Raw genomic sequence first — 20679 nt, 5'->3', positions numbered from 1 at the left:
GACTTTTCGCACATCAGGCTTCCCCGCCGTCCGTGCGGTCCTCATTTGTCATGTTCGAGAGCCCTCCATGCCCGTATCCGCCAACGTCACCAGCGCCCCGATTGCCCGCAAGGATGCCGGTCACGACCCGTATGCCTGGCTGCAGGAACGCGACACCGACGCGGTGCTCGACTACCTCAAGGCCGAAAACGACTACCAGCAGGCGCAGACCGCCGATCAGACCGGACTGCGCGAAACCCTGTTCGAAGAGATCAAGGGCCGGATTCTCGAAACCGACCTGTCCCTGCCGTCGCCATGGGGCCCGTATCTGTATTACACGCGCACCACTGCGGGTGACGAATACCCCCGCCACTACCGCTGCCCGCGTCCGGCCGACGACAGCCTGACCCTCGACGAAAGCCGCGAACAGTTGCTGCTTGACCCGAACGCCTTGGCCAATGGCGGCTTTTTCTCCCTCGGCGCGTTCAGCATCAGCCCGGATCACCAACGCCTGGCCTACAGCGTCGATGCCTCGGGCGACGAGATTTACACGCTGTTCGTGAAGGAACTGTCCAGCGAGCGTGTCAGTGAACTGGAATTCCAGGACTGCGACGGCAGCATGACCTGGGCCAACGACAGCCTGACGTTGTTCTTCGGCGAGCTCGACGACACCCATCGTCCGCACAAACTGTTCCGCTACCGCCTCGACGGCACTGCCGCCGAAGAGGTGTTCCATGAGCCGGACGGGCGTTTCTTCCTGCATTGCTACCGCGCCAGCTCCGAGCAGCAATTGCTGCTGTCCCTGGGCAGCAAGACCACCAGCGAAGTCTGGGCGCTGGACGCCAATCAGCCGCACCTGCCCTTCGCTTGCCTGGCGCCTCGGGTCGAGGATCACGAATACGACGTCGACCACGGCAAACTCGACGGCGAATGGACCTGGTTCATCCGCACCAACCGCGACGGCATCAACTTCGCCCTGTATCAGGCGCCGGACACCGGCATCGCGCCGAGCGAAGCCGACTGGCAGAACCTGATTCCCCACAGCGATTCGGTGATGCTCGATGGCGTGACCCTCAACGCCGAAGCCCTGACCCTGAGCCTGCGCGAAGGCGGTTTGCCGATCATCGAAGTTCGCCCACACGGTCTGGCGCCTTATCGCGTGCAATTGCCGGACGCGGCCTACAGCCTCTATGTGCAAAACAGCCTGGAATTCGAAAGCGACCGTATCCGCCTGCGCTACGAGGCGTTGAATCGTCCGGCTCAGGTTCGGCAATTGATCCTCGCCAGCGGCGCGCAGGAGGTGCTCAAGGAAACCCCGGTACTCGGCCCGTTCGACGCCGACGCCTACGTCAGCCAACGCCTGTGGGCCAGCGCACCGGACGGCACGCTGGTGCCGATCAGCCTGGTGATGAAACGGGAAATGGTCGGCAAACCGGTGCCGCTGTACCTGTACGGTTACGGCGCCTACGGCTCGAGCCTCGACCCTTGGTTCTCCCATGCACGCCTGAGTCTGCTGGATCGTGGCATGGCGTTCGCCATCGCCCACGTGCGCGGCGGCGGTGAACTGGGCGAAGCCTGGTATCGCGCCGGCAAGCAGGAACACAAGCACAACACCTTCAGCGACTTCATTGCCTGCGCCGAGTTCCTGATCCTCAACGGCATCACCACCGCGCCGCAACTGGCAATCAGCGGCGGCAGCGCCGGTGGCTTGCTGATCGGCGCGGTGCTCAACCAGCGCCCGGATCTGTTCGGTGTGGCGATTGCCGAAGTGCCGTTCGTCGATGTGCTCAACACCATGCTCGATCCGGATCTGCCACTGACCGTCACCGAATACGACGAGTGGGGCAACCCCGAAGAGCCTGACGTCTACGAGCGAATCAAGGCCTACGCGCCGTACGAAAACGTTACCGCGCAGGCTTATCCCGCCACCCTGGTGATCGCCGGCTACAACGACAGCCGCGTGCAGTACTGGGAAGCGGCCAAGTGGGTGGCAAAATTGCGCGCGACCAAGACCGACGACAATCCGTTGCTGCTCAAGACTGAACTGGGCGCCGGCCACGGCGGCATGAGCGGGCGTTATCAGGGATTACGTGACGTAGCCCTCGAATATGCATTTGTTTTCAAGGTTCTGGGTATCGCCTGAGGAACTCCGCCGGTCAGTCAGGTCTTAATTCCCGACGCCGGGCGCCGATAATCAACTCGGCGCCCGCTCGCGAGCCTGCAAACCGACACAACAAAAAGACCGCACGACATGTCAGAACCAACCCTGCTGAACAACGAAATCCGCGACTGGCTGATGGACTGCGGCCTGTTCGATCAATTGCAACTGGCGGATTTCGCCGCCGCATCGGGCTACTTCAGCATCAGCACCGTGGCTGAAGGCGAAGCGATCTTTCGCGAAGGCGATGCCGGCAGTTTCATGTGCATCATCCACACCGGCCAGGTGGCCGTGCAGAAAACCGGCAGCGACGGCCAGGTCGTAACCATGGCCACCCTGCGCAGCGGCCGCGCGTTCGGCGAAATGGCGGTGCTGGATGGCGAACGCCGCTCAGCGACTTGCGTGGCGGCGAGCAACTGTCAGTTGCTCAACCTCGGCAAGGATTCACTGGAAAAAATGCTCAACGACGCGCCGAAAATCGCCGCCAAGATCATCCGCGCCCTCGCCGTCTCCCTGTCCAAACGCCTGCGCATGGCCGACGGCCAACTGGCGGCGCAACAGATCTAGCCGCCGGGGGATTTGCTCTTGCCGTCGTTCTGTTCGAGGCCCGGCAATGGCTGATCCTTGGACGGCGGGCTGGGCATCTCGATCGGCACCAGCGGTGGCCCGCCACTGCCGGAACCAGTCTTGGGAATCGGTACCGGGCTGATCTGCGGATACGGGGTTGGCGTCGCGGTGCCGGGCGAACCCGGTTGCGGCGTCGGGCTGACGGGAATCGTCTGTTGGGCCTGCACTGCAGTTATCGAGAGCGCGGCCAGGGTAATGACCGTTAGAATGGTGCGCTTCATCAAGGGCTCCGTTGGCCTGAAGTCTGCGTTCAGGCTACTCCCAACGCGCCTGCTTGCCTCCCCCTCTTTAGAGATTTCCATGAAACGTTTCGTTCTGCTCGACACCACGCCGATCCCTGACAACGGCGGAGCCCTGTGCCTGTTCGAGTATGGCGAGGACTTTGTCATCAAGATCCAGGGCGGCGACGGCGGGCAATTGATGAACACCCGCATGCACGGTTCCGAAGACGCACTGGCCGAGATCCCGTGCCGCAAGGTTGCCGGCCGACCGAACTCGCGCGTGCTGATCGGCGGCCTGGGCATGGGCTTCACCCTCGCCTCCGCGCTCAAGCATCTGGGCAAAAGTGCCGAAGTGGTGGTCGCCGAACTGGTGCCCGGCGTCGTTGAATGGAATCGTGGCCCGCTCGGTGAAAAGTCCGGGCGCCCGCTGCTCGACCCACGCACCGTGATCCGTCAGGAAGACGTGGCCAAGGTCCTGCAAAGCGAGCCGAACGGTTTCGACGCGATCATGCTCGACGTCGACAACGGTCCCGAAGGCCTGACCCAGAAGGCCAACAGCTGGCTGTATTCCGCCGCTGGCCTGGCCGCTTGCGCCAAGGCGATGCGGCCCAAAGGCGTGCTGGCGGTGTGGTCGGCCAGCGCCGACCGGCAGTTTTCCGACAAATTGAAGAAGGCCGGTTTCAAGGCCGAGGAAGTGCAGGTCTTCGCCCACGGCAACAAGGGCACCCGCCACACGATCTGGATTGCCGAGAAGCTCAAGGGCTGAGCTAAACTTGCGTCATAACCGTCATTTAGTCTTTCTACAAAGGTGAACCCATGAGTTCGTCCACCCCGACCAACACTTCGAAGCTGGATCGCATCCTCGCCGACAACCAGCGCGACAAGGAAATGGGCTACCGCGACAAGGCCCTGAAGATGTACCCGCATGTGTGCGGCCGCTGCGCCCGTGAGTTTTCCGGCAAGCGCCTGAGCGAGCTGACCGTGCATCACCGCGACCACAACCACGACAACAACCCGCAGGACGGTTCCAACTGGGAACTGCTGTGCCTGTACTGCCACGACAACGAACACTCGCGCTACACCGACCAGCAGTACTTCGGCGAAGGCTCGCTGAGCACGCCGAAAATCGCCAAGGCCACGCACAACCCGTTTGCGGCGCTGGCCGGGTTGATGAAGAAAGAAGACTGAACCAGCCATGATCCTTCCCACGCAGTGCGTGGGAAGGATCACATCAGTCACCGCAGATCCTGAATCTGCCCGCCCTCCCCCAATCCCCGTATAATCGCCCTCTTTTTCCCGAAGGCACCCCGCTCGTGGCAGACAAACGGTACAGCTGCATTGGTTTGTATAACCCCAAATCACCGGAAAACGTCGGTTCGGTGATGCGCGCCGCAGGCTGTTACGGCGTGTCGACCGTGTTCTACACCGGCAAGCGCTATGAGCGCGCCGCCGATTTCGTCACCGACACCAAGCGCGTGCACTACGACATCCCGCTAATCGGCATCGACGACCTGAAAAAGATCCTGCCGCTCAATTGCGTACCGGTCGCCGTGGAACTGGTCGACGGCGCCCGCCCGCTGCCGGAATACACTCACCCGGATCGCGCCCTGTACATCTTCGGCCCCGAAGACGGCTCGCTGGATCAAGAGATCCGCGACTGGTGCGAAGACGTCGTGTACATCCCGACCACCGGTTGCATGAACCTCGCCGCCACGGTCAACGTCGTGCTTTACGACCGCATGGCCAAAGGCTTGAACACCCGTTCCGGGCCGAAATTCCGCTGAACCGTCGCACATCCGATGGAACGAGCTGACCGCCCACGCAGTCAGCTTGTTTATCCATTACTCATTGCCTGGAGAAAGATCATGACCGAGCTCAAACGCGTCGAGCGTATCGAATCCACCCCGTTCCAGACCCGTTCCGAGCAGAACGTCGAAGGCTGGGAGCGCATCGGCTCGCTGGCCGGCGGCGTGATCATGGTCGGCAAGGGGCTGCGCCGTGGCGGCGTGTTCGGTCTGATTCAGGTGGCGATTGGCGGCGTGGCCATGGCCCGTGGCATCACCGGCCACAGCTCGGTGAAAAGCCTGCTGGAGAAAAGCCGTCAGGACATGAACAACGTGCGCACGAAGATCGAGCGGGCCGGTGAAGAGCTGAGCAAGCTGAAAGCCAATGCCGAAGCGGCGACCAGAACCGCTACCGTGACCGGCAATGATTCGGTGAAGTCGCCGAAGGCCGGGGTCTGATCGCTACTGAAGCAAACCGCTATCAAGCACCTTGGACGACTCGCCGATGACACTCTCGGCGAGTTGTAAAAACGCCTTGGTATCCACCGTCCCCAGATGCATCGCCCCGCGCAGCACATCGTCCAGCGACCGTTTGTTGCGGGTCTTCAGACGGATTTCGCGATCCAGTTCCTGTAACAGCAGAACCGCTTTGGACACCTGCGCCGAGCTGATCTGCTCGCCACGCAGCGTGCTGACCTTTTGGCTGTCCTTGGCCAGTTTTACCTGCAATGCCTGATAACGCTCGTCGCTCATGCCCCCGGCGCGGCGCACCAGTTCGACGGCGTAATACTCGGCGAAACCTTCCTTAATCCAGTCACTGCGCTGCTCGTCGTTGATCCGTCCGAACACCTGCGCCAGCTCGCGGACCAAGGGGCTGCTGCCGCTTTCGCTGACCAGCGGCAACCGCGTGTTGAGGTAGATCGACTCCCGCGCCGCCAGGCTGCCGCGCCACATCGGGTCGTTGGCACCGACGATCAGCAGTTTGGTCGGATGGCGGGGAAAAACCGCTTGCACCTGCGGCCAGACAAACGTCAGCAATGTCAGCACGTCCATCCGGCGCATGCCCTGCCCCTGCGGCGAAGCCACCGTCACTTCGGTTTCCCCCAGCCGCGTGCGGCGGCTGCCGAGGTGCCCGGCGAGCATCCAGCCAGTGGGCCGGTCGAACAGACGGGATGGATTGTCGATGCGGAATTTGTTCTTGCCGATGCGCGGCCAGGCAGTTTCGACGCTTTTCCAGCCGTCGGGCAGATCGAAGTGCAGGCGCGAGACCAGTTCGATGCCGTCCTGCTGATCGAGCCTGGCCGGCGGCACCAGTTCATCGCCGCGCATCAACGCCCAGGTCGGGGTCATGCGCGTGTCGAAGCTGCCGTTCTTGCGGCCGTGACTGATGCGTACGCGGTAGGTCAGGCTGGCCTTGTCCGCCGTCGGGCGCCATATGCCGCGCGCCTGCTGGCCCGGCGTCAATTGCCATTGGCCGTCGGCCTTGAAATCGCTGTAGTGGCTGCCGTCGCCGAGGTCGAAATCCAGACTGCGCACGGCCTCGCCTTTGGCAAGGGTCAGGCGCACTTCCGCCTGATCGCTTTGCGGCAACAGACGCACGTGGTAATCCAGATCGACCTTCTTCGCCGCCCACACCGGCGCGCTCAGCATCAGCAGTCCGACGATCAGCGTCCGGCGCAATCCCACAGCCATACACACTCCTTGTTGAAACTTGAATCCTCGGCGGGGCTTACTCCTCAGAACTTAACTCCTCAGAACTTAGCCCCTCAGAACTTAGCCGGCCCGGAAAATCAGGTGATCTTCCCAATCGTCTTCCGGCACGCTGCCTTCGGCGAGCATGCGCCCGGACTGGGAAATCCGTTCGTGGTGCACGGCGTCGCGATCACCGCAGACCAGGTGGTGCCACAGCGGCAGATCCTTGCCTTCGCTGACCAGCCGATAACCGCAGGTCGGCGGCAGCCATTTGAATTCTTCGGCCTGGCCCGGGGTGAGCTGGATGCAGTCCGGGACAAACTTGATGCGGTTCGGGTAATCGCTGCACTGGCAGGTTTTCAGGTCCAGCAGTTTGCAGGCGATGCGCGTGTAGTAGACGCTGTTGTCTTCTTCATCCTCGAGCTTCTGCAGGCAGCACAGGCCACATCCGTCGCACAGCGATTCCCATTCCTCGTGATCCAGTTGATCGAGGGTTTTGCGTATCCAGAACGGTTCGACTTTGGCGGCCATGGCTCAAGCATCTACATCAGGTGGTGAAAAGGCCGCCAGTCTAGTGCCCAAGGCCCCGTGGGCCAAGCGCTGGCGACTGCCGGTTGTGCGGGGCTTGTCAGTTTTTGCGCGGCCAAGTAGCTTTGCCAGTCTCAAGAAGCCCTGGCTGGGTGCCATTAACGCTCGACCGCGTTGCATTCCGGTGAACTGCACGGCTTCAGATACAGCCCCCATCGTTCAGCCCAACTGATCCCGCCGGGTTTTGCTTCAAACCTATCCTCAAACGTAGCAAGGAATCTCTCGATGAGTGCCAACCCTCGCGTTGCCGAATACGCCATTCACCCGCAGTTCACCGATCGCTGGTCGCCCCGCGCCTTCACCGGCGAAGCGATTTCCGAGGAAACCCTGCTGAGCTTCTTCGAAGCCGCGCGCTGGGCGCCATCGGCGTACAACTCGCAGCCGTGGCGTTTTCTCTACGCCCGTCGCGACACGCCGAACTGGGAGCGTTACCTGGGCCTGCTCAACGAATTCAACCGCAGCTGGGCGCAGCACGCCTCGGCGCTGGTGATCGTGATTTCGAAAACCACCTTCACCGCACCGGGCGCGACCGAAGAAACGCCAGCGCTGTGGCACACCTTCGACACCGGTTCCGCGTGGGGCCACCTGGCGCTGCAAGCGAGCCTGAGCGGATGGCACACCCACGGCATGGCCGGCTTCGATCAGGAGCTGACCCGCAAGGAGCTGAACATTCCGGAAGGTTATGCGCTGCACGCCGCTGTTGCGGTAGGCAAGCTGGGTGACAAGGCAACCCTGGCGGATTACCTGCAAGCGCGAGAAACACCGAGCCCGCGTCGTCCGCTGAGCGAGCTGGCGGCTGAAGGGGATTTCACCCTCTAAGCCACACTGTTTGATCGTTCCCACGCAACGTGGGAACGATCTCTGAACTCAGTAACCGCGTGCGAAATCCACTTCCCCACGCAACGCTTCTCCCGCCTGATATGCCCGCAAGTTATCCAGAAACAACTGCACCATCATCGGCGGCGATGTCGGTGCCGAGCTGTGCCCGGTCAACAGCAGGCCCCACGCGGTCCAGAACGGATGACGTTGTGGCAACGGCTCCTGGCGGCAGACGTCAATCACCGCGCCGGCCAGATGGCCTTCCTTCAACGCTTCGACCAGATCCGCATCGACGACGGCCACACCGCGCCCGGCGTTGATGAACAACCCGGTCGGCTTGAATTGCTTGAACAGCGCCGCGTCGTAGATGTCGTGGGTGTGCTCGGTGTTGGGCAACAGATTGACCACGTAATCCACCTCGCCCACCAGCCGTGGCAGATCCGCCATCGAACCGACTTCGACAAACGGCGCCTGCTCGCGGGCGCTGCTGGCGATGCCGTACAACTCGACGCCGAACGGCAGCAGAAACTGCGCCACGCTCTGGCCGATGTCACCGGTGCCGACGATCAGCACCTTGCGCCCGACCAGACTCTGGCCGGTGCGACTGTCCCACTTGCGCTCGACCTGGCTGACCAGCCGGGCCAGCACTTCGCGCTCGTGACCGAGCATGTAGGTCAGCACGTACTCGGCCATCACCTGACCGAAAATGCCGACCGCCCGGGTCAAGCGGTAATCCCGGCGCAGGCCGTCGGCCAAGAGCGGCGTGATGCCGGCCCAGGTCGATTGCAGCCATTGTGGCTGATGGCCCTGACGCAGCAGAGTCGCCAACAGATCCGGCTGACCGAGCCACACCGGGCAATCGACTGCCTGGCGAGCCAGCTCGGCAGAGTCGCCGCTGGTCAGCACTTCAAGCTCCGGGGCCGCCTGACGCAGCAGTCGGGCATATATCGCGTGGTCGTGTTCAGCAATCAGAACGCGCATGTTCAAACCTTTCGCAAACCGTGCAGACGGCCGCCCACTTCGTGGCGGTCGTCGCCGTAAAAACAGTTCCAGGGATTACAGGAGGCCCAGGACAGGGCCTCGCAGGTCAGACCGGGTCGTTGCGTCGCAGCAACTCTTCGGGCAAGTGCTCGATGTACTCGTCCTCGGCCGGCGGCATTTGCAGGTGGTAACCCTGCTTGTCGAGGTTTTCCAGCACGACGACGATGTCTTCACTGGCCAGCTTGCGCTCGGGAGTCAGCACCAGATCGAAGGAGTGCCTGGCCTTGCCGAACGCCAGCATCAAGGCTTCCGGCACACGCTCCAGCGCATCGCTCTTGAGCACGTAAAGGTACATGCCGCTGCGTTTCGAACTTTGGTAAATCGAGCAAATACGTTTCAAGGCTGTTCTCCGGCGGTGGCCAGGCTGTCGAGCAGCATCTGGCCCATCAATTCGCGGCGCCAGCCACGCAGCGAATCAGGCAATTGGTAAGGCCCCTCGGGGAAGCCGCTTTTGACCAGCGCTTCGAGGGTTTTCTTGCGCAGCATCAGTTCCGGCGCGATGCTCAGGCGTTCAGCTTCGGCCTGACCGAGCGCCCGCAGCTGTTTGATCAGCGCAGCGGCTTCGATCGGCAGCGGCTCCGGCACGGCTGGCGGCCATTGATCTGGGCCCACACTGCCAGAGCGCTTGATCAGATCAAGCAGAAACTCGCCGTCCTGACGCACGGTACGCGGGTGCATGTCTTCGATCTTGCCCAGCGCGCTGAGGTTGTCCGGTTGCGTGCGCGCCAACGGCCACAACGAATGCTCACGGACGATGCGGTTGCGCGGCAGATTGCGGGCACGGGCCTCGCGCTCACGCCAGGCGCACAGCTCGCGCAGAACGGCGAGTTGGGCGCGGGACAGTTTCCACGCCAGCTTCGCCTCGCGATACACCTCGTACGGATCGGTCTCACGGCGCAGGTTGGCGACCAGTTCGGCGCCGTCCTCCAGCACCCAGGCGTATTTGTCGTCGGACAGTTTCGGACGCAGTTGTACGAAAACCTCCGCCAGATGCACGGCATCTTCAGCGGCATAGCTGATTTGCGTGTCGGACAACGGGCGCTGCAACCAGTCGGAACGGGTTTCGCCTTTCGGCAGTTCGATGCCGAGCACTTCCTGCACCAGACGCGAGTAACCCATCGAGAACCCGAGGTTCAGGTAGGCGGCGGCCAGTTGCGTGTCGAACAGTGGCGCCGGCAGGCTGCCGGTCAGGCGCAGCAGGACTTCGAGGTCTTCGCTGCACGCGTGCAGGACTTTGAGCACCGCCGGGTTTTCCAGCAACGCCGCCAGCGGTTGCCAGGCGTCAATGGTCAGCGGGTCGATCAGATAGGCGCGTTTGCCGTCGCCGACCTGCAACAGGCCGGCAATCGGGTAGAAGGTGTCGACCCGCATGAATTCGGTGTCGAGGGCAACGAAAGGCAGCTGCTGCCACTCGGCGCAAAACTGCGCGAGGCTATCGTTGTCGCGAATCCAGTGAATATCGATGGCCACACGGCTCTCCCTTCAAGAATGGCGCGCAGTATATATCGCCACCGGCGCTTTCTGCGCCTCCGCAGGGCAAGTGCTTTGATGAAATCTCCTGCTGGATAGCAAGAATAGTCTTACAGAAAGATTCCGCAGGCTCAGTCCTTGGCCAGAACCCCGTCGATGACCGCACCGCGGCAACCGGCAAACATGTCCAGATCGTGCTGATAGACCTTGCTCTGCACTTCCAGCAAACCGAGCATCGAATGGAACAGGTTGTCCTGGCTCAATGGCTTGTTGCGGCTCAATTGCAGGCAATGGGTGTCGACCGAGTAGGACTTCTGATAGCTGTCGGAGAACCAGGCCAGCATCGCCACATGTTTCTGTTGTTCCGGCGCCAGCATGTAAGGCGTGCCGTGCAGGAACAGGTTGTACTCGCCCAGCGACTCGCCGTGATCGGAAAGATACAGCATGGCGGTATCGACTTTTTCCTGATTACTGCGCAAGACATCGATCAGGCTCGACAGCACATGGTCGGTGTACACCAGCGTGTTGTCGTAACCGTTGACGATGCTGTCGCGGCTGCAATTGTTCAGTGCGTTGCTTTCACACACCGGGGTGAAGTGTTCGTATTCCTTCGGATAACGCTTGAAGTATTCCGGCCCGTGGCTGCCCATCTGATGCAGGACCAGCACGGTGTCCTTGTCCAGGTGATCGATGAAGCTCTGCAGGCCTTGCAGAAGGATTTCGTCGCGGCATTCGCTGTTGGCGCACAACGCCGGATCTTTCAGATTGCTCACGTCCTGCAGGGTGACGCGATCGCAGGTGCCTTTGCAGCCTGACTGGTTGTCGCGCCAGATCACGTCGATGCCGGCGCGCTTGAGCACGTCCAGCAGCCCTTCTTGATTCTTCGCCTTGCTGGCGTCGTAATCCTTGCGGCCCATGTTGGAGAACATGCACGGCACCGACACGGCCGTTTCAGTGCCGCAGGAATGCACGTCGGTGAAGGCGATCAAACCGGCTTCCTTGTCCAGTTTCGGCGTCGTATCACGTCCGTAACCGAGGATGCCGAAGTTCTCTGCCCGGGCACTTTCGCCCACCACCAGCACGGTCAGCGACTTGCGCGGACGGTTTTGCAGCGCCGGGTTGCGCTGGGCGTCTTCGCCGATCTTGATGAACGGTTGTTGGGCGGAAACCACCTGTTCACGCAGATAGCCGGCCGACGCGCCGATGTAATTGCTCGGCACCAGCATCAGGCGCAATTCATGGTGGTTACGAAACAGCGAGGATAGACCCTGATAGTTGGCCAGTGCCACACCGCCAATGACGGCGACCGATGCTGCACACACCACAACTTTGCTTAATAACTCTCGGTGCCAGCGACGATAGTTGACGGGCAACTTCCACAATAACCAGGACGGCAAGACACCCAGGAACACGATATAAGCGAACAACTTCAACGACAGTAGATCGCGAACTTCCGTGGCATTGGTTTCAGCGAAGTTGCGAAACATGCCGGCGTCTATCATCACGCCATATTGGCTCATGAAATAAGCCACGCCGGCACTGATCAGAAACAGTACCGTCAACACCGGTTTCAATACCGGGCGAAAGCTCAGAAACGTCAGCACGATGTTGTACGCCGCGAAGATCATCACCCCGAACGCAATGCGCATGGCGATGCCCTTGCCGTCGGCCGCAGTAATCTCGAAGAGGTGTTCCCAGAGTACGAAATTGAATCCGGCCAAAAGAAAGGCGCTGGCAAACAACGTCACCCATTCCGGGCGCACGGCTTTTAACTTGAACATGATGAAGAGGCGATTTCCTGAAAAGAAGCGCCGTCGCCAATTGTGAAAATTTCATTGACTAAGGCGACAAAAACTCTACGCAGAAAACCATCAATATTTTGTGAAAAAGAAGCCAACGATTAGTTAGCTCATGAAATAACCATGAAACTTGAAAATGCGTCAGGCCTGATTCAGTAAAAAATCGCCGCCGGCTTGCACAGAGGGCTCGGGAGACGTATCGACTTTTTAAATACCCCTCGGGATTTTCTGATTTGCCGCCCCCCGCACCACACCGGCCTAATCGACAGCCTCTGATTCAAAGGTCTGAAGATGGAAAACGTTCGCGCCACTGCCCGCCCCGCCGTCTGGCTGATGCTCGGTATCGTCCTTGTCGCCCTTAACCTGCGCCCGTCGATGGCCGCCGTCGGGCCTTTGCTGTCGGCGATTCGCGGCGACATACCGTTGAGCTTCAGCCTCGCCTCGCTGCTGACCATGCTGCCGGTGATGGCGATGGGGCTGGCGATGCTTTTCGGAATCGGCATCAGCCAGCGTCTGGGCGAGCGACGCACGGTGGTGCTGTCGTTGCTGATCATTGGCCTGGCAACCCTGTCGCGGCTGTTTCTCGACTCGGCGGCACAACTGATCGTCAGCGCCGTGCTTGCCGGGATCGGCATCGCGCTGATTCAGGCGTTGATGCCGGCCCTGATCAAATCGCGTTTTGCCGACAACGTGTCGCTGTGCATGGGGCTGTATGTCACCTCGATCATGGGGGGCGCCGCGCTGGCCGCCTCCTTTGCGCCACGGGTGATGCTCGACACCGGCAGTTGGCGGGCAGGTCTGGCGATCTGGGCGGTACTGGCGTTGCTCGCGCTGCTGTTCTGGTTGTTGCAAGGCAACGACACAGCGCCTGTCACAGCCACCAAGGCAAAGAAAGAAACCTTCTTCACCCATTCCCGCGCCTGGCTGCTCGCAATCTTCTTCGGTCTGGGGACGGCGTCCTACACCTGCGTATTGGCGTGGCTCGCGCCGTACTACGTGGAAAACGGCTGGAGTGAACAGAACGCCGGTCTGCTGTTGGGTTTTCTGACGGCCATGGAGGTGATTTCCGGACTGGTGGTTCCCGCTATAGCCAACCGCAGCCGTGACCGACGCCGGGTGCTGGGCGCCCTGCTGGTACTGATCATTGGCGGTTTTTGCGGCTTGATCCTCAGCCCGCAACACTTGAGCCTGCTCTGGCCGTGTCTGCTGGGTCTGGGGATTGGCGGGTTGTTCCCGATGAGCCTGATCGTCTCCCTCGATCACCTCGACAATCCGCAGCGAGCCGGTGGTCTGACCGCCTTCGTGCAAGGCATCGGCTATCTGATTGCGGGCCTTTCACCGCTGCTGGCCGGGATGATCCGCGATCGACTGGGCAGCTTCGAATGGGCCTGGTGGTCACTGACAGCCATCATGGTGCTCATGCTGTTGATCGTGTGGCACTTCGACCCTCGGCATTACGCCCGGCACTTTCGCTGATCGGGCGTTGTGCACGGGGCTCACCCCTCTAGCTAAAGGCTTCTGGCCATCTTTGCCAGGTTTGATTCGACACGTCGTATTCCTAAAACTTTCTGTCCCACAACTGTCCGTGAAAAATCCTACAGGGCTTTCTCCTGGGACCATCGTTCCGTTACGATCATGCGCACACGTTTGCGCGGATTCAGCGCAAGGAGCACAGCGAGACAGAACGGATGCTGAACAGTAACTTGCTTAGAAAGCTCGACATGCAGGATCTCATGGTGTTTGTCGCCGTGTATGAGCAAAGCAGCGTCACCGATGTGTCGGAGGCGCTGTTTGTCAGTCAGTCCACCGTCAGTTACTGCCTGAAAAAATTGCGCACCAGTTTCGAAGACGAATTGTTCGTCAACACCCGCACCGGCATGCGCCCGACCTACAAGGCCAGCAGCATGTATGGCCATGTGCAGAAGATCCTCGAAAGCATCAACCTGTGCCACGCCGGCGCCCCGACCTTCGACCCGATGGCGCAACCGGTGACGTTCAACATCTGCGCACCGGAATACTTCGAACAACTGATCCTGCCGCGGCTGTTGAAGCGTTTCGACTTCGACGATCTGCCGGTGATGGTCAACATGCACAAGTTCGAAACCGACGTGCCGGCTGAAGAACTGCGCGATGGCAGCCTCGACCTGGTGGTCTGTTTCGGCCCCAACTTCCATCGCAGCCATACCGATCTTAAATCCCGGATGTTGCTGGAAGATGACCTGGTCTGCGTCTTCGACAAACGCGCAACGCCACTGGAGCCGCGCCTCAGCCTGCAAGCCTTCACCGAACGCCGGCATGTGTTCCCGACGCCCTGGACTTCCACCACCAACATGGTCGATGGCTGGCTGGCGCGTCAGGCGCAGAAGCGCCAGATCGTCGCCCGTTCCAACAGTTACAGCGCCGCGTTGAAGATGATCACCGGCACCGATTTCATCCTTACCCTGCCCCGGCGGATCCAGCGTTTGCTGACCAACGACGCGGTGTTCAATCACTGTGAGGCGCCGAACGGCCTGCCGGGGTTCACCCTCGACATGCAGTGGAGCCACAGCGTCGATCAGGACAGCGCCAACCTGTGGCTGCGCGAGCAGGTCATCAAGACCTGCGCGGAGCTGGAGGCGGCCTGAGTCTTACACGCCGATGGCGACTTTGCTGTAGGACTCGCGATCGATGTCGAGCAGTTCCACACTCAACTGCACTTCGACACCGGCCGGCCATTCGCACAGGTCCTGCAGCACCGCCAACAGGTTTTGCGAGAGTTGTTTCTTGATCTCCGGGGAACGACCGCTGAGCAGCGCCAGCCTCACCGCCACAAAGGCCCGCTCGCTCATGGCGGTGCCGACCTTGAAGGTTTCCACCTTGATCGCACGGCTCTTGATATCGAACTCCGCTGCGAACTGACCGGAACCCACCAGGGTATTGTTGAGCCGGATCAACGCCACGTCGGCGTTCAGTTGCGGCAGGTTGGCGGTGTATTCCAGGTGCAGGTGTGGCATTTCGGTGCTCCAGTCAGTCGGCAGAAAGGTCGTACATATAACACAGCCCCGCCCTACTCTCCTGCGGCTTTTTCTGACACTGGAACCGGTAGCGCCCGACGCAACGCCAGGGTTTCCCAGATCGCCACCAGCACCACGGCTGCCGTGGTCAACGCACCGAGCGCCAGCGCCGAAAACCAGTGATTCAATGCCAGGGGCAGCAGCAGCGTGAGCGCTATCAGCCCGACCACATGCGATAACGGTGGAAACGGTCGGTCAGCCATGACCCACTTGAACAATGCATTGCCGAGCAGGAACAACCACGGCCCGGCAACGATCACGACGATGCCGGCGTCGCTGGCATGATCCGGATGCACCAGCACCAGTTCATCGGCCACCGCGCTGACGATGACCCCGGCGACGATCAGCACATGCAGGTAGGTGTAGGCGATTCGCGCCTGTCGCCCGGGGTCGGCGGAATGGGCGATACGGTGGTGCGCGCGCTCCGCACCGCTGTCGAAGTACACCCACCACATGGCGATGCTACCCAGTACCGCCACCAGAAACGCCAGCAGTCCATCGCGGCCCGGGGTCAGCTCGGCGAAGGTCGCGCCAGTCACCAGCAACGATTCACCCAAGGCAATGATCACGAACAGCGCGCAACGCTCGGCCATGTGATTGCCTTCGACGTTCCAGTCACTCAAAGACGATCGGCCCAGTCCCGGCACCCAGAAATACAGCGACGGCGAAATCAGTTCGATCAGCAGTGCCAGCGCCCAGCAGAACAGCCGCTGTTCGCCTTCGACAAACGCTCCGCCGATCCAGAACACCCCGGACAACGTCAGCCACGCGAGGATGCGCTGAAAGTTGCGGGTCATGTTCAATGACTCCCCGCGAACCGCCCAGATCGCGAACAGCGTGCGCCCGACCTGCATGAACACGAACGCGGCCGCGAACATCAGACCGCGCTCGGTGAACGCCTTGGGGATCGAAGACGAAAGCAGCAGACCGGCGATCATCAGGCCGAACAGCCCGAGGCGCACCGGCAGTTTTTCAGGGTCGAGCCAGTTGGTGATCCAGGACGTGAAGATCCACACCCACCACACGGCGACCATCAGCAGCGCCACGTGTACCGCGCCCTCGATCGACAGGTGCGCGAGCAGCGTGTGGGACAGTTGAGTCACGGCAAACACGAACACCAGGTCGAAAAACAGCTCGACCATGCCGACCTTGCCACTGTCGAGACTGCCGCGCCCACGCAGCAAACCACGGGAAATGCTCATGGGTGGAGGCTCCGCCGAATTCAGGTGTACTCAGCAAAGCAGCCGGACAACGGGTCGGCAAGTCAGAACGGCGCGTGCGGTCGCTCGCTCATGAATTGCTCCAGCCGCGAGCGCAGCCAGCGCTCGGCCGGGTCACTGTCGACATGGCTGAGCCAGACCATCGACAGGTCGAGGGTCGGGGTCTTGAACGGGAACGGTTCCTTGAACAGCAGGCCCGAGGCAGCCATGGCTTCGGCGGCGTAGTCCGGCAGGCTGGCGATCAGGTCGGTGCCGGCCAGCAGCGCCGGCAACGAACTGTACTGCGGCACCGACAGCACCACCTGACGGGTGCGACCGATGTCCGCCAGCCACTCATCGGCATAACCACTGACATTGGCGGTGTGAGAAACCAGCACATGGGGGCGTGCGCAATATTCATCGAGGGTCAGCGGCGTGTCGGACTTGTCGGCGCGCAGGATGCTCGGCTGGATATGCCGCAGCAGTTTGCGCTTGGCATTGGCGGGCAGGCCACGGGTCTGGCTGATGCCGACGGTGATATCGCCAGCCGCCAGCAGATCGGGAATCCGCCAGTAATCGACGTGCTGCACCACGAACACCACGTTCGGTGCTTCCTGGCGCAAGGCGCGCAACAGCGGCGGCAGCAGACCGAATTCGACATCATCCGACAGACCGATGCGAAAGGTCATGGTACTGACGGCGGGATCGAAATCACGGGTCAGGCTCAACGCCACCGACAACGAGTCCAGCGCGGGTTTGAGATGGCGATAGATGTCTTCGGCGCGGGCCGTCGGTTCCATGCGGTGGCCGACGCGGATGAACAGCGGATCGTTGAGCATGGTGCGCAAGCGATTGAGCGCCGAACTGATGGTCGGCTGGCCGAGAAACAGCTTCTCGGCGGCCCGAGTCACGTTGCGCTCGAGCATCAAGGTTTCGAACACCACCATCAGGTTGATGTCGGCCTTGCGAAGTTCATTGCGATTCATCCATTGCCCCCCGGTCCCCAGATTGTGGGCAGTGTAGAAAGGCTGCCGGGGCAGCGTCCATCAAAACGGTGCGTCATTGCACCGTCAACGTCTTCAGGCCCATGCCCATGACCCGCGAATCATCGTTGATCCCCAATTGCTGAGGGCTGATGGCATCCGGCAGCTGCAATTCGATATCGAGTCTGTCATCGCGCACGAGGCTCTGACTGAGCGAAGCACTGATTGGAATTTCCAGGCGATTACCCTGGAACTGCGTCAAGCTCGTGCTCAGCACCTGCTCGCCGTTGAGGCTCACGATCACTCGCTGGGAAGGATGCTGTGGCAGTATGAACGCCAATGTGTCGAGCACGATCGAACGCGCCTGCGGCAACACCCGCATTTCGATTTTCGCCTGCCGCCCCTCCGTCCACGTCCCCCAGCTTTCCGCCGTCGACCAGCCGTTGGCCAATTGTCGACTCCGGTAGTTGAACGTCAGCGTTTGCCCAGGCCCAGAGAGGGGAATCACGGACATCCGCCGCCCCTCATCCCGCATCGACAGACACTGCGCGCAGCGCTTCCACCCCGGCGCAAGGACCACCAGTCCATCCACCCGGGTCAGCAGATCGGTTTCACTGTTGATGCTTTTTGCGGCGTCCGCCAGGACATCGTCGCTCAGGATGTACAACGAATCCGCGTCGTATCGCCCCGAGTCGAGCATGCGTCGGGCTTTCTGCTGTGCCAGCGCCAGTGCTGAAGAACTCACTCGCGCAAGATAGACAGCGTCGGTCTTCATGCCGTGAGCCGCTGCAAATCCGGCAATCATTTGCCAGCGATCGTTCTGATTCTGCGGCATCAGGCCACGTACATTCGCGTATCGTCCGGCAGCGCTTGTCCAGAACGGATCGCGCAGCGGGCTGTTCCAGGCCGCCGATGGCGCAACCATTTTCCCCTGTCTCAGGCCAAGCCAGCCGGCTCGAGTGTCGGCGACCTGAACCACCAGCGCTGTAGCGAGCAAAAAAATCACAACGCGCGGGCGGTAACCGCGCACCACCAGAAAAATCATGGCCAGGATGAGGGCATACAGCACCGGCCAGAACATCCGCCCCGAGGCGCGGAAGACATTGGCCAGGCCGATGATCATCTTCGGCAGCGGATAGCCGACGGTCGTTGCACCGATTCCGATCTGATTCGACAGCGCAAAAAGCCATAGCCCGAACAAGGCCATCAACAGCCATGGTCGAGCGCGCAACTCGTCCTTCAAGGGTTGCCTGTTTCCAATCCAGGCAATCAGCGCCAGCGGCACCAGCAAGAGAACGCCCAGCCCCATGTAGTTGAAGCCTTCATAGTCGCCCTCACCCTTGGGCAGACTGGGCAAGATCCGGGACCAGCCTGCCGGATCGAACGGCGACAACAAATTCATCCGGTACAAACCGAAACCGCCGGACGCTGCGCCGTCGGCAATGCTGAAATAACCCGCCTGCCAGCAGCACACACTCACCAGCGCAAACAGCAATCCACCTTCAATCAGCGCCTGACGCCGGGTCAATTGTCGGCTGAATGCCTTGCCCAGCAAATCCGCCAGCCAGATCAGGGCCACCATGGCCAGCAAGTACGCGTGCACCCATGACGTCACCGCCAGCAACGAGCCCCAGGCCCAATGGCGTCGACGCAGGTCTGGCACCAGCGCCAGATACAACGCTGCCAGAATCAGGAAATGCCCCGCCAGAGAAAGGTGCCCGCCCATGCGCAGAAACATCGGCGGCGAGAACACCAGCAGCCCGGCTCCCAACAGACGAATCACAGGATTGCCGGTGATCAGCCCGAGCAGTTTCCAGCCAAACCAGGCTTGCAGGACACAACACGCCAGTAGCCACAACCCGAAATACTGGAAGGTATCCGGCAACCACTCACTGAAGGGTTTGAACAACAGCGCCAACAGTGGATTGGAGTCGGAAAAGATGATCGAACTGCTCAACTCCATGCCATAGAACGGGTTGAGCCCGACTGGAAATGTCCAGGGCGAATGTCGGAAGAATTCCCAACCCAGGTAATGCGTCGCCGGATCCCCCTGTTCCAGCCAGGCAATGTTTTGCGGATTCAGCGCTTGCGGCCCGATCGCCAGAAAAAACACCAGCGCCCCCAACAGCAGCGGCAGTAAAAATAGTGCCGGGTGCTCTCGCGAATCCTTCATCGATATGTCCAGAAATTGTGTAGTACGAAAGTGAATGCCGGAATGGTCAACGAGACGGCCACAATTCCCAGCAGATAGTGCAGACCGGCCATCTGGGCAGCCCAGGCCACGAACATCGCCAACACGAATCCTCCCGCCGAGACCATCAGGAAGCGCAGCAGGGTCCGGCCGTGCAACCTTGCGGAAAAACTCCAGGTGGTATTGATCACGTAGGACACCACCGTCGCCACGACGAATGCCACGCCATTGGCCAGCGGAGGTTGAGGGCTCACGAAGTTGATGAACAACACTGCCACCAGCGCATGCAGGGCCGTAACAAACAACCCCGTCACGGCAAAGCGCAAACCACGCTGGATCAGTTCGGACCGTTGCGTCGCCATCACGGTTTGCGCGCCAGCACGAAAACACTCAGGCCAGCCAGGCGGTTCATGCCCATCAAGGGCAGCTCAAGGCGACACAGGGTTTTCAGCAGCGAATTGACCAGCGGGTGATGTTTTTTCAGCTGCGAACGTGGCGCCGAACCGCGTGAACCGCCGGGTATCAGGCGCGACGCAACGGCAATCGGGAACACCGCACCGAAATAGTAGGCGCCCCGCTCGACCGTCAATCCGGCCTTTTGGGCCAGGGTTTCGAACTGCCCGAGGGTGTAGCGACGTTTGTGTTCAAGGAAGTCATCGTGCCCGCTCCACATGAACTGGAACGCCGGCACAGTCATCAGGAACCGACTGCCGGACGGCACTTTGTCGACGTAGGACTTGAGCAGGCCGAGGTCGTCGTCAACGTGCTCCAGTACATCCATCAGCAACACCAGATCGGCGTCCACGGTATCGATCGAGCGGCGGTAATGCACCGGTTTGCCGGCGGTGGTGGCGCTGGAGTCGGCCGGGTAACTGATGTCCACGCACCACGCTTCGCGCGCAGCGGTGTGGGTCAATAAATGATGGGAAAAGAACCCTGAACCGGCACCGACATCGAGAATTCGCTTGATCGGTGCTTCCCCCAGCAACCGACGGGTCGCCGCTGCTTTGGAACAGTAATACCAATGCTCGCCGATGCTGTCGCCGAGGATGTCGGTTTCCTTGAGATCCATGCT

General features: G+C 61.0%; 22 protein-coding genes. 9 read left to right on the top strand and 13 right to left on the bottom strand.

Translation table 11 applies throughout. From position 1 onward, the window contains the following. The first annotated feature begins 67 nt into the window (after positions 1 to 67). Complete coding sequence (locus AC1RME_RS19945; protein ID WP_096819381.1) at positions 68 to 2122, top strand: S9 family peptidase; 2055 nt, start codon at positions 68 to 70, stop codon at positions 2120 to 2122. A 108-nt stretch (positions 2123 to 2230) separates the two neighbouring features. Further along, a complete protein-coding gene (locus AC1RME_RS19940; RefSeq protein ID WP_096819382.1) occupies positions 2231 to 2704 on the top strand; it encodes a cyclic nucleotide-binding domain-containing protein in 474 nt (157 codons plus the stop codon). On the opposite strand, the gene AC1RME_RS19935 is transcribed toward AC1RME_RS19940, so the two are convergent. Continuing rightward, positions 2701 to 2985 carry a hypothetical protein gene (locus AC1RME_RS19935; protein ID WP_096819383.1) on the bottom strand — a complete coding sequence of 95 codons (285 nt, stop codon included), beginning with the start codon at positions 2983 to 2985 and terminating at the stop codon, positions 2701 to 2703. The two genes, AC1RME_RS19940 and AC1RME_RS19935, sit on opposite strands and share 4 nt — an antisense overlap. A gap of 79 nt (positions 2986 to 3064) precedes the next feature. Here AC1RME_RS19935 and AC1RME_RS19930 point away from each other — a divergent pair, with 79 nt between their 5' ends. The 4 genes from AC1RME_RS19930 to AC1RME_RS19915 all read left to right on the top strand — a co-directional run bounded on the left by AC1RME_RS19930 (position 3065) and on the right by AC1RME_RS19915 (position 5228). After that, positions 3065 to 3751, top strand: coding sequence for a spermine/spermidine synthase domain-containing protein (locus AC1RME_RS19930; RefSeq protein ID WP_011332930.1), 687 nt, complete (start codon positions 3065 to 3067; stop codon positions 3749 to 3751). Between the two features lie 50 nt (positions 3752 to 3801). Beyond that, positions 3802 to 4173 carry a YajD family HNH nuclease gene (locus AC1RME_RS19925; protein ID WP_007944009.1) on the top strand — a complete coding sequence of 124 codons (372 nt, stop codon included), beginning with the start codon at positions 3802 to 3804 and terminating at the stop codon, positions 4171 to 4173. Between the two features lie 125 nt (positions 4174 to 4298). Next, positions 4299 to 4769, top strand: coding sequence for an RNA methyltransferase (locus tag AC1RME_RS19920; protein ID WP_007958066.1), 471 nt, complete (start codon positions 4299 to 4301; stop codon positions 4767 to 4769). 81 nt (positions 4770 to 4850) lie between these two features. Beyond that, entirely contained in the window at positions 4851 to 5228 is a 378-nt protein-coding gene (locus AC1RME_RS19915) for a YgaP family membrane protein (protein ID WP_493091656.1), read from the top strand. Between the two features lie 3 nt (positions 5229 to 5231). Here AC1RME_RS19915 and AC1RME_RS19910 read toward each other — a convergent pair whose 3' ends face one another. Beyond that, the gene (locus AC1RME_RS19910) at positions 5232 to 6461 is read right to left on the bottom strand and encodes a hypothetical protein (protein WP_493091655.1); all 1230 of its coding nucleotides are present in this window, start codon (positions 6459 to 6461) and stop codon (positions 5232 to 5234) included. Between the two features lie 81 nt (positions 6462 to 6542). Next, the gene (locus tag AC1RME_RS19905; protein WP_025110643.1) at positions 6543 to 6992 is read right to left on the bottom strand and encodes a YcgN family cysteine cluster protein; all 450 of its coding nucleotides are present in this window, start codon (positions 6990 to 6992) and stop codon (positions 6543 to 6545) included. Between the two features lie 282 nt (positions 6993 to 7274). Here AC1RME_RS19905 and AC1RME_RS19900 point away from each other — a divergent pair, with 282 nt between their 5' ends. Further along, positions 7275 to 7868 (top strand): nitroreductase family protein, encoded by a 594-nt coding sequence (locus tag AC1RME_RS19900; RefSeq protein ID WP_085605592.1) that lies wholly within the window; start codon positions 7275 to 7277, stop codon positions 7866 to 7868. Positions 7869 to 7916: 48 nt separating this feature from the next. Here the strand turns inward: AC1RME_RS19900 and AC1RME_RS19895 are convergent, their stop codons facing one another. The 4 genes from AC1RME_RS19895 to AC1RME_RS19880 all read right to left on the bottom strand — a co-directional run bounded on the left by AC1RME_RS19895 (position 7917) and on the right by AC1RME_RS19880 (position 12160). Next, positions 7917 to 8849 carry a D-2-hydroxyacid dehydrogenase gene (locus AC1RME_RS19895; protein ID WP_102622219.1) on the bottom strand — a complete coding sequence of 311 codons (933 nt, stop codon included), beginning with the start codon at positions 8847 to 8849 and terminating at the stop codon, positions 7917 to 7919. Between the two features lie 106 nt (positions 8850 to 8955). Further along, a complete protein-coding gene (locus tag AC1RME_RS19890; protein WP_096819387.1) occupies positions 8956 to 9249 on the bottom strand; it encodes a YcgL domain-containing protein in 294 nt (97 codons plus the stop codon). Then, a complete protein-coding gene (gene rnd / locus AC1RME_RS19885; RefSeq protein WP_096819388.1) occupies positions 9246 to 10379 on the bottom strand; it encodes a ribonuclease D in 1134 nt (377 codons plus the stop codon). Before rnd ends, AC1RME_RS19890 begins: the two co-directional genes overlap by 4 nt. Before the next feature lie 131 nt (positions 10380 to 10510). Further along, a complete protein-coding gene (locus AC1RME_RS19880; RefSeq protein WP_096819389.1) occupies positions 10511 to 12160 on the bottom strand; it encodes a phosphoethanolamine transferase in 1650 nt (549 codons plus the stop codon). Positions 12161 to 12469: 309 nt separating this feature from the next. Here AC1RME_RS19880 and AC1RME_RS19875 point away from each other — a divergent pair, with 309 nt between their 5' ends. Together AC1RME_RS19875 and AC1RME_RS19870 are read left to right on the top strand one after the other, a co-directional pair. Then, positions 12470 to 13654 (top strand): cyanate transporter, encoded by a 1185-nt coding sequence (locus AC1RME_RS19875; RefSeq protein WP_493091654.1) that lies wholly within the window; start codon positions 12470 to 12472, stop codon positions 13652 to 13654. Between the two features lie 212 nt (positions 13655 to 13866). Continuing rightward, positions 13867 to 14802: a LysR family transcriptional regulator gene (locus tag AC1RME_RS19870; protein WP_096819391.1), complete on the top strand. Its 936-nt coding sequence runs from the start codon at positions 13867 to 13869 to the stop codon at positions 14800 to 14802. 3 nt (positions 14803 to 14805) lie between these two features. Here AC1RME_RS19870 and AC1RME_RS19865 read toward each other — a convergent pair whose 3' ends face one another. The 6 genes from AC1RME_RS19865 to AC1RME_RS19840 form a co-directional block, all read right to left on the bottom strand. Further along, positions 14806 to 15171 carry a 5-carboxymethyl-2-hydroxymuconate Delta-isomerase gene (locus AC1RME_RS19865; RefSeq protein ID WP_493091653.1) on the bottom strand — a complete coding sequence of 122 codons (366 nt, stop codon included), beginning with the start codon at positions 15169 to 15171 and terminating at the stop codon, positions 14806 to 14808. Between the two features lie 53 nt (positions 15172 to 15224). Next, positions 15225 to 16433, bottom strand: a complete 1209-nt coding sequence (locus AC1RME_RS19860; protein ID WP_493091652.1) for a low temperature requirement protein A — start codon at positions 16431 to 16433, stop codon at positions 15225 to 15227. 62 nt (positions 16434 to 16495) lie between these two features. Continuing rightward, positions 16496 to 17416 (bottom strand): LysR family transcriptional regulator, encoded by a 921-nt coding sequence (locus tag AC1RME_RS19855; RefSeq protein WP_096819394.1) that lies wholly within the window; start codon positions 17414 to 17416, stop codon positions 16496 to 16498. 73 nt (positions 17417 to 17489) lie between these two features. Continuing rightward, positions 17490 to 19586 carry a DUF6311 domain-containing protein gene (locus AC1RME_RS19850; protein ID WP_493091651.1) on the bottom strand — a complete coding sequence of 699 codons (2097 nt, stop codon included), beginning with the start codon at positions 19584 to 19586 and terminating at the stop codon, positions 17490 to 17492. After that, the gene (locus AC1RME_RS19845) at positions 19583 to 19966 is read right to left on the bottom strand and encodes a GtrA family protein (protein ID WP_219737340.1); all 384 of its coding nucleotides are present in this window, start codon (positions 19964 to 19966) and stop codon (positions 19583 to 19585) included. The genes AC1RME_RS19850 and AC1RME_RS19845 overlap by 4 nt, the downstream gene beginning before the upstream one ends. Further along, complete coding sequence (locus AC1RME_RS19840; protein WP_096819397.1) at positions 19966 to 20676, bottom strand: class I SAM-dependent methyltransferase; 711 nt, start codon at positions 20674 to 20676, stop codon at positions 19966 to 19968. The genes AC1RME_RS19845 and AC1RME_RS19840 overlap by 1 nt, the downstream gene beginning before the upstream one ends. Between the last annotated feature and the right edge of the window lie 3 nt (positions 20677 to 20679).

It is taken from the genome of Pseudomonas sp. GW822-FHT03F08, assembly GCF_058801265.1.
Note: the sequence above shows the minus strand (reverse complement) of the source record. Positions and strands in the feature narration are given on the sequence as shown.

What these genes read in the sequence shown, in the direction of transcription:
- AC1RME_RS19945 (WP_096819381.1), top strand. Translation starts at nt 68, where the DNA reads ATGCCCGTATCCGCCAACGTCACCAGCGCCCCGATTGCCCGCAAGGAT.
- AC1RME_RS19940 (WP_096819382.1), top strand. Translation starts at nt 2,231, where the DNA reads ATGTCAGAACCAACCCTGCTGAACAACGAAATCCGCGACTGGCTGATG.
- AC1RME_RS19935 (WP_096819383.1), bottom strand. Translation starts at nt 2,985, where the DNA reads ATGAAGCGCACCATTCTAACGGTCATTACCCTGGCCGCGCTCTCGATA.
- AC1RME_RS19930 (WP_011332930.1), top strand. Translation starts at nt 3,065, where the DNA reads ATGAAACGTTTCGTTCTGCTCGACACCACGCCGATCCCTGACAACGGC.
- AC1RME_RS19925 (WP_007944009.1), top strand. Translation starts at nt 3,802, where the DNA reads ATGAGTTCGTCCACCCCGACCAACACTTCGAAGCTGGATCGCATCCTC.
- AC1RME_RS19915 (WP_493091656.1), top strand. Translation starts at nt 4,851, where the DNA reads ATGACCGAGCTCAAACGCGTCGAGCGTATCGAATCCACCCCGTTCCAG.
- AC1RME_RS19910 (WP_493091655.1), bottom strand. Translation starts at nt 6,461, where the DNA reads ATGGCTGTGGGATTGCGCCGGACGCTGATCGTCGGACTGCTGATGCTG.
- AC1RME_RS19905 (WP_025110643.1), bottom strand. Translation starts at nt 6,992, where the DNA reads ATGGCCGCCAAAGTCGAACCGTTCTGGATACGCAAAACCCTCGATCAA.
- AC1RME_RS19900 (WP_085605592.1), top strand. Translation starts at nt 7,275, where the DNA reads ATGAGTGCCAACCCTCGCGTTGCCGAATACGCCATTCACCCGCAGTTC.
- AC1RME_RS19895 (WP_102622219.1), bottom strand. Translation starts at nt 8,849, where the DNA reads ATGCGCGTTCTGATTGCTGAACACGACCACGCGATATATGCCCGACTG.
- AC1RME_RS19880 (WP_096819389.1), bottom strand. Translation starts at nt 12,160, where the DNA reads ATGTTCAAGTTAAAAGCCGTGCGCCCGGAATGGGTGACGTTGTTTGCC.
- AC1RME_RS19875 (WP_493091654.1), top strand. Translation starts at nt 12,470, where the DNA reads ATGGAAAACGTTCGCGCCACTGCCCGCCCCGCCGTCTGGCTGATGCTC.
- AC1RME_RS19870 (WP_096819391.1), top strand. Translation starts at nt 13,867, where the DNA reads ATGCTGAACAGTAACTTGCTTAGAAAGCTCGACATGCAGGATCTCATG.
- AC1RME_RS19865 (WP_493091653.1), bottom strand. Translation starts at nt 15,171, where the DNA reads ATGCCACACCTGCACCTGGAATACACCGCCAACCTGCCGCAACTGAAC.
- AC1RME_RS19860 (WP_493091652.1), bottom strand. Translation starts at nt 16,433, where the DNA reads ATGAGCATTTCCCGTGGTTTGCTGCGTGGGCGCGGCAGTCTCGACAGT.
- AC1RME_RS19855 (WP_096819394.1), bottom strand. Translation starts at nt 17,416, where the DNA reads ATGAATCGCAATGAACTTCGCAAGGCCGACATCAACCTGATGGTGGTG.
- AC1RME_RS19850 (WP_493091651.1), bottom strand. Translation starts at nt 19,586, where the DNA reads ATGAAGGATTCGCGAGAGCACCCGGCACTATTTTTACTGCCGCTGCTG.
- AC1RME_RS19845 (WP_219737340.1), bottom strand. Translation starts at nt 19,966, where the DNA reads ATGGCGACGCAACGGTCCGAACTGATCCAGCGTGGTTTGCGCTTTGCC.
- AC1RME_RS19840 (WP_096819397.1), bottom strand. Translation starts at nt 20,676, where the DNA reads ATGGATCTCAAGGAAACCGACATCCTCGGCGACAGCATCGGCGAGCAT.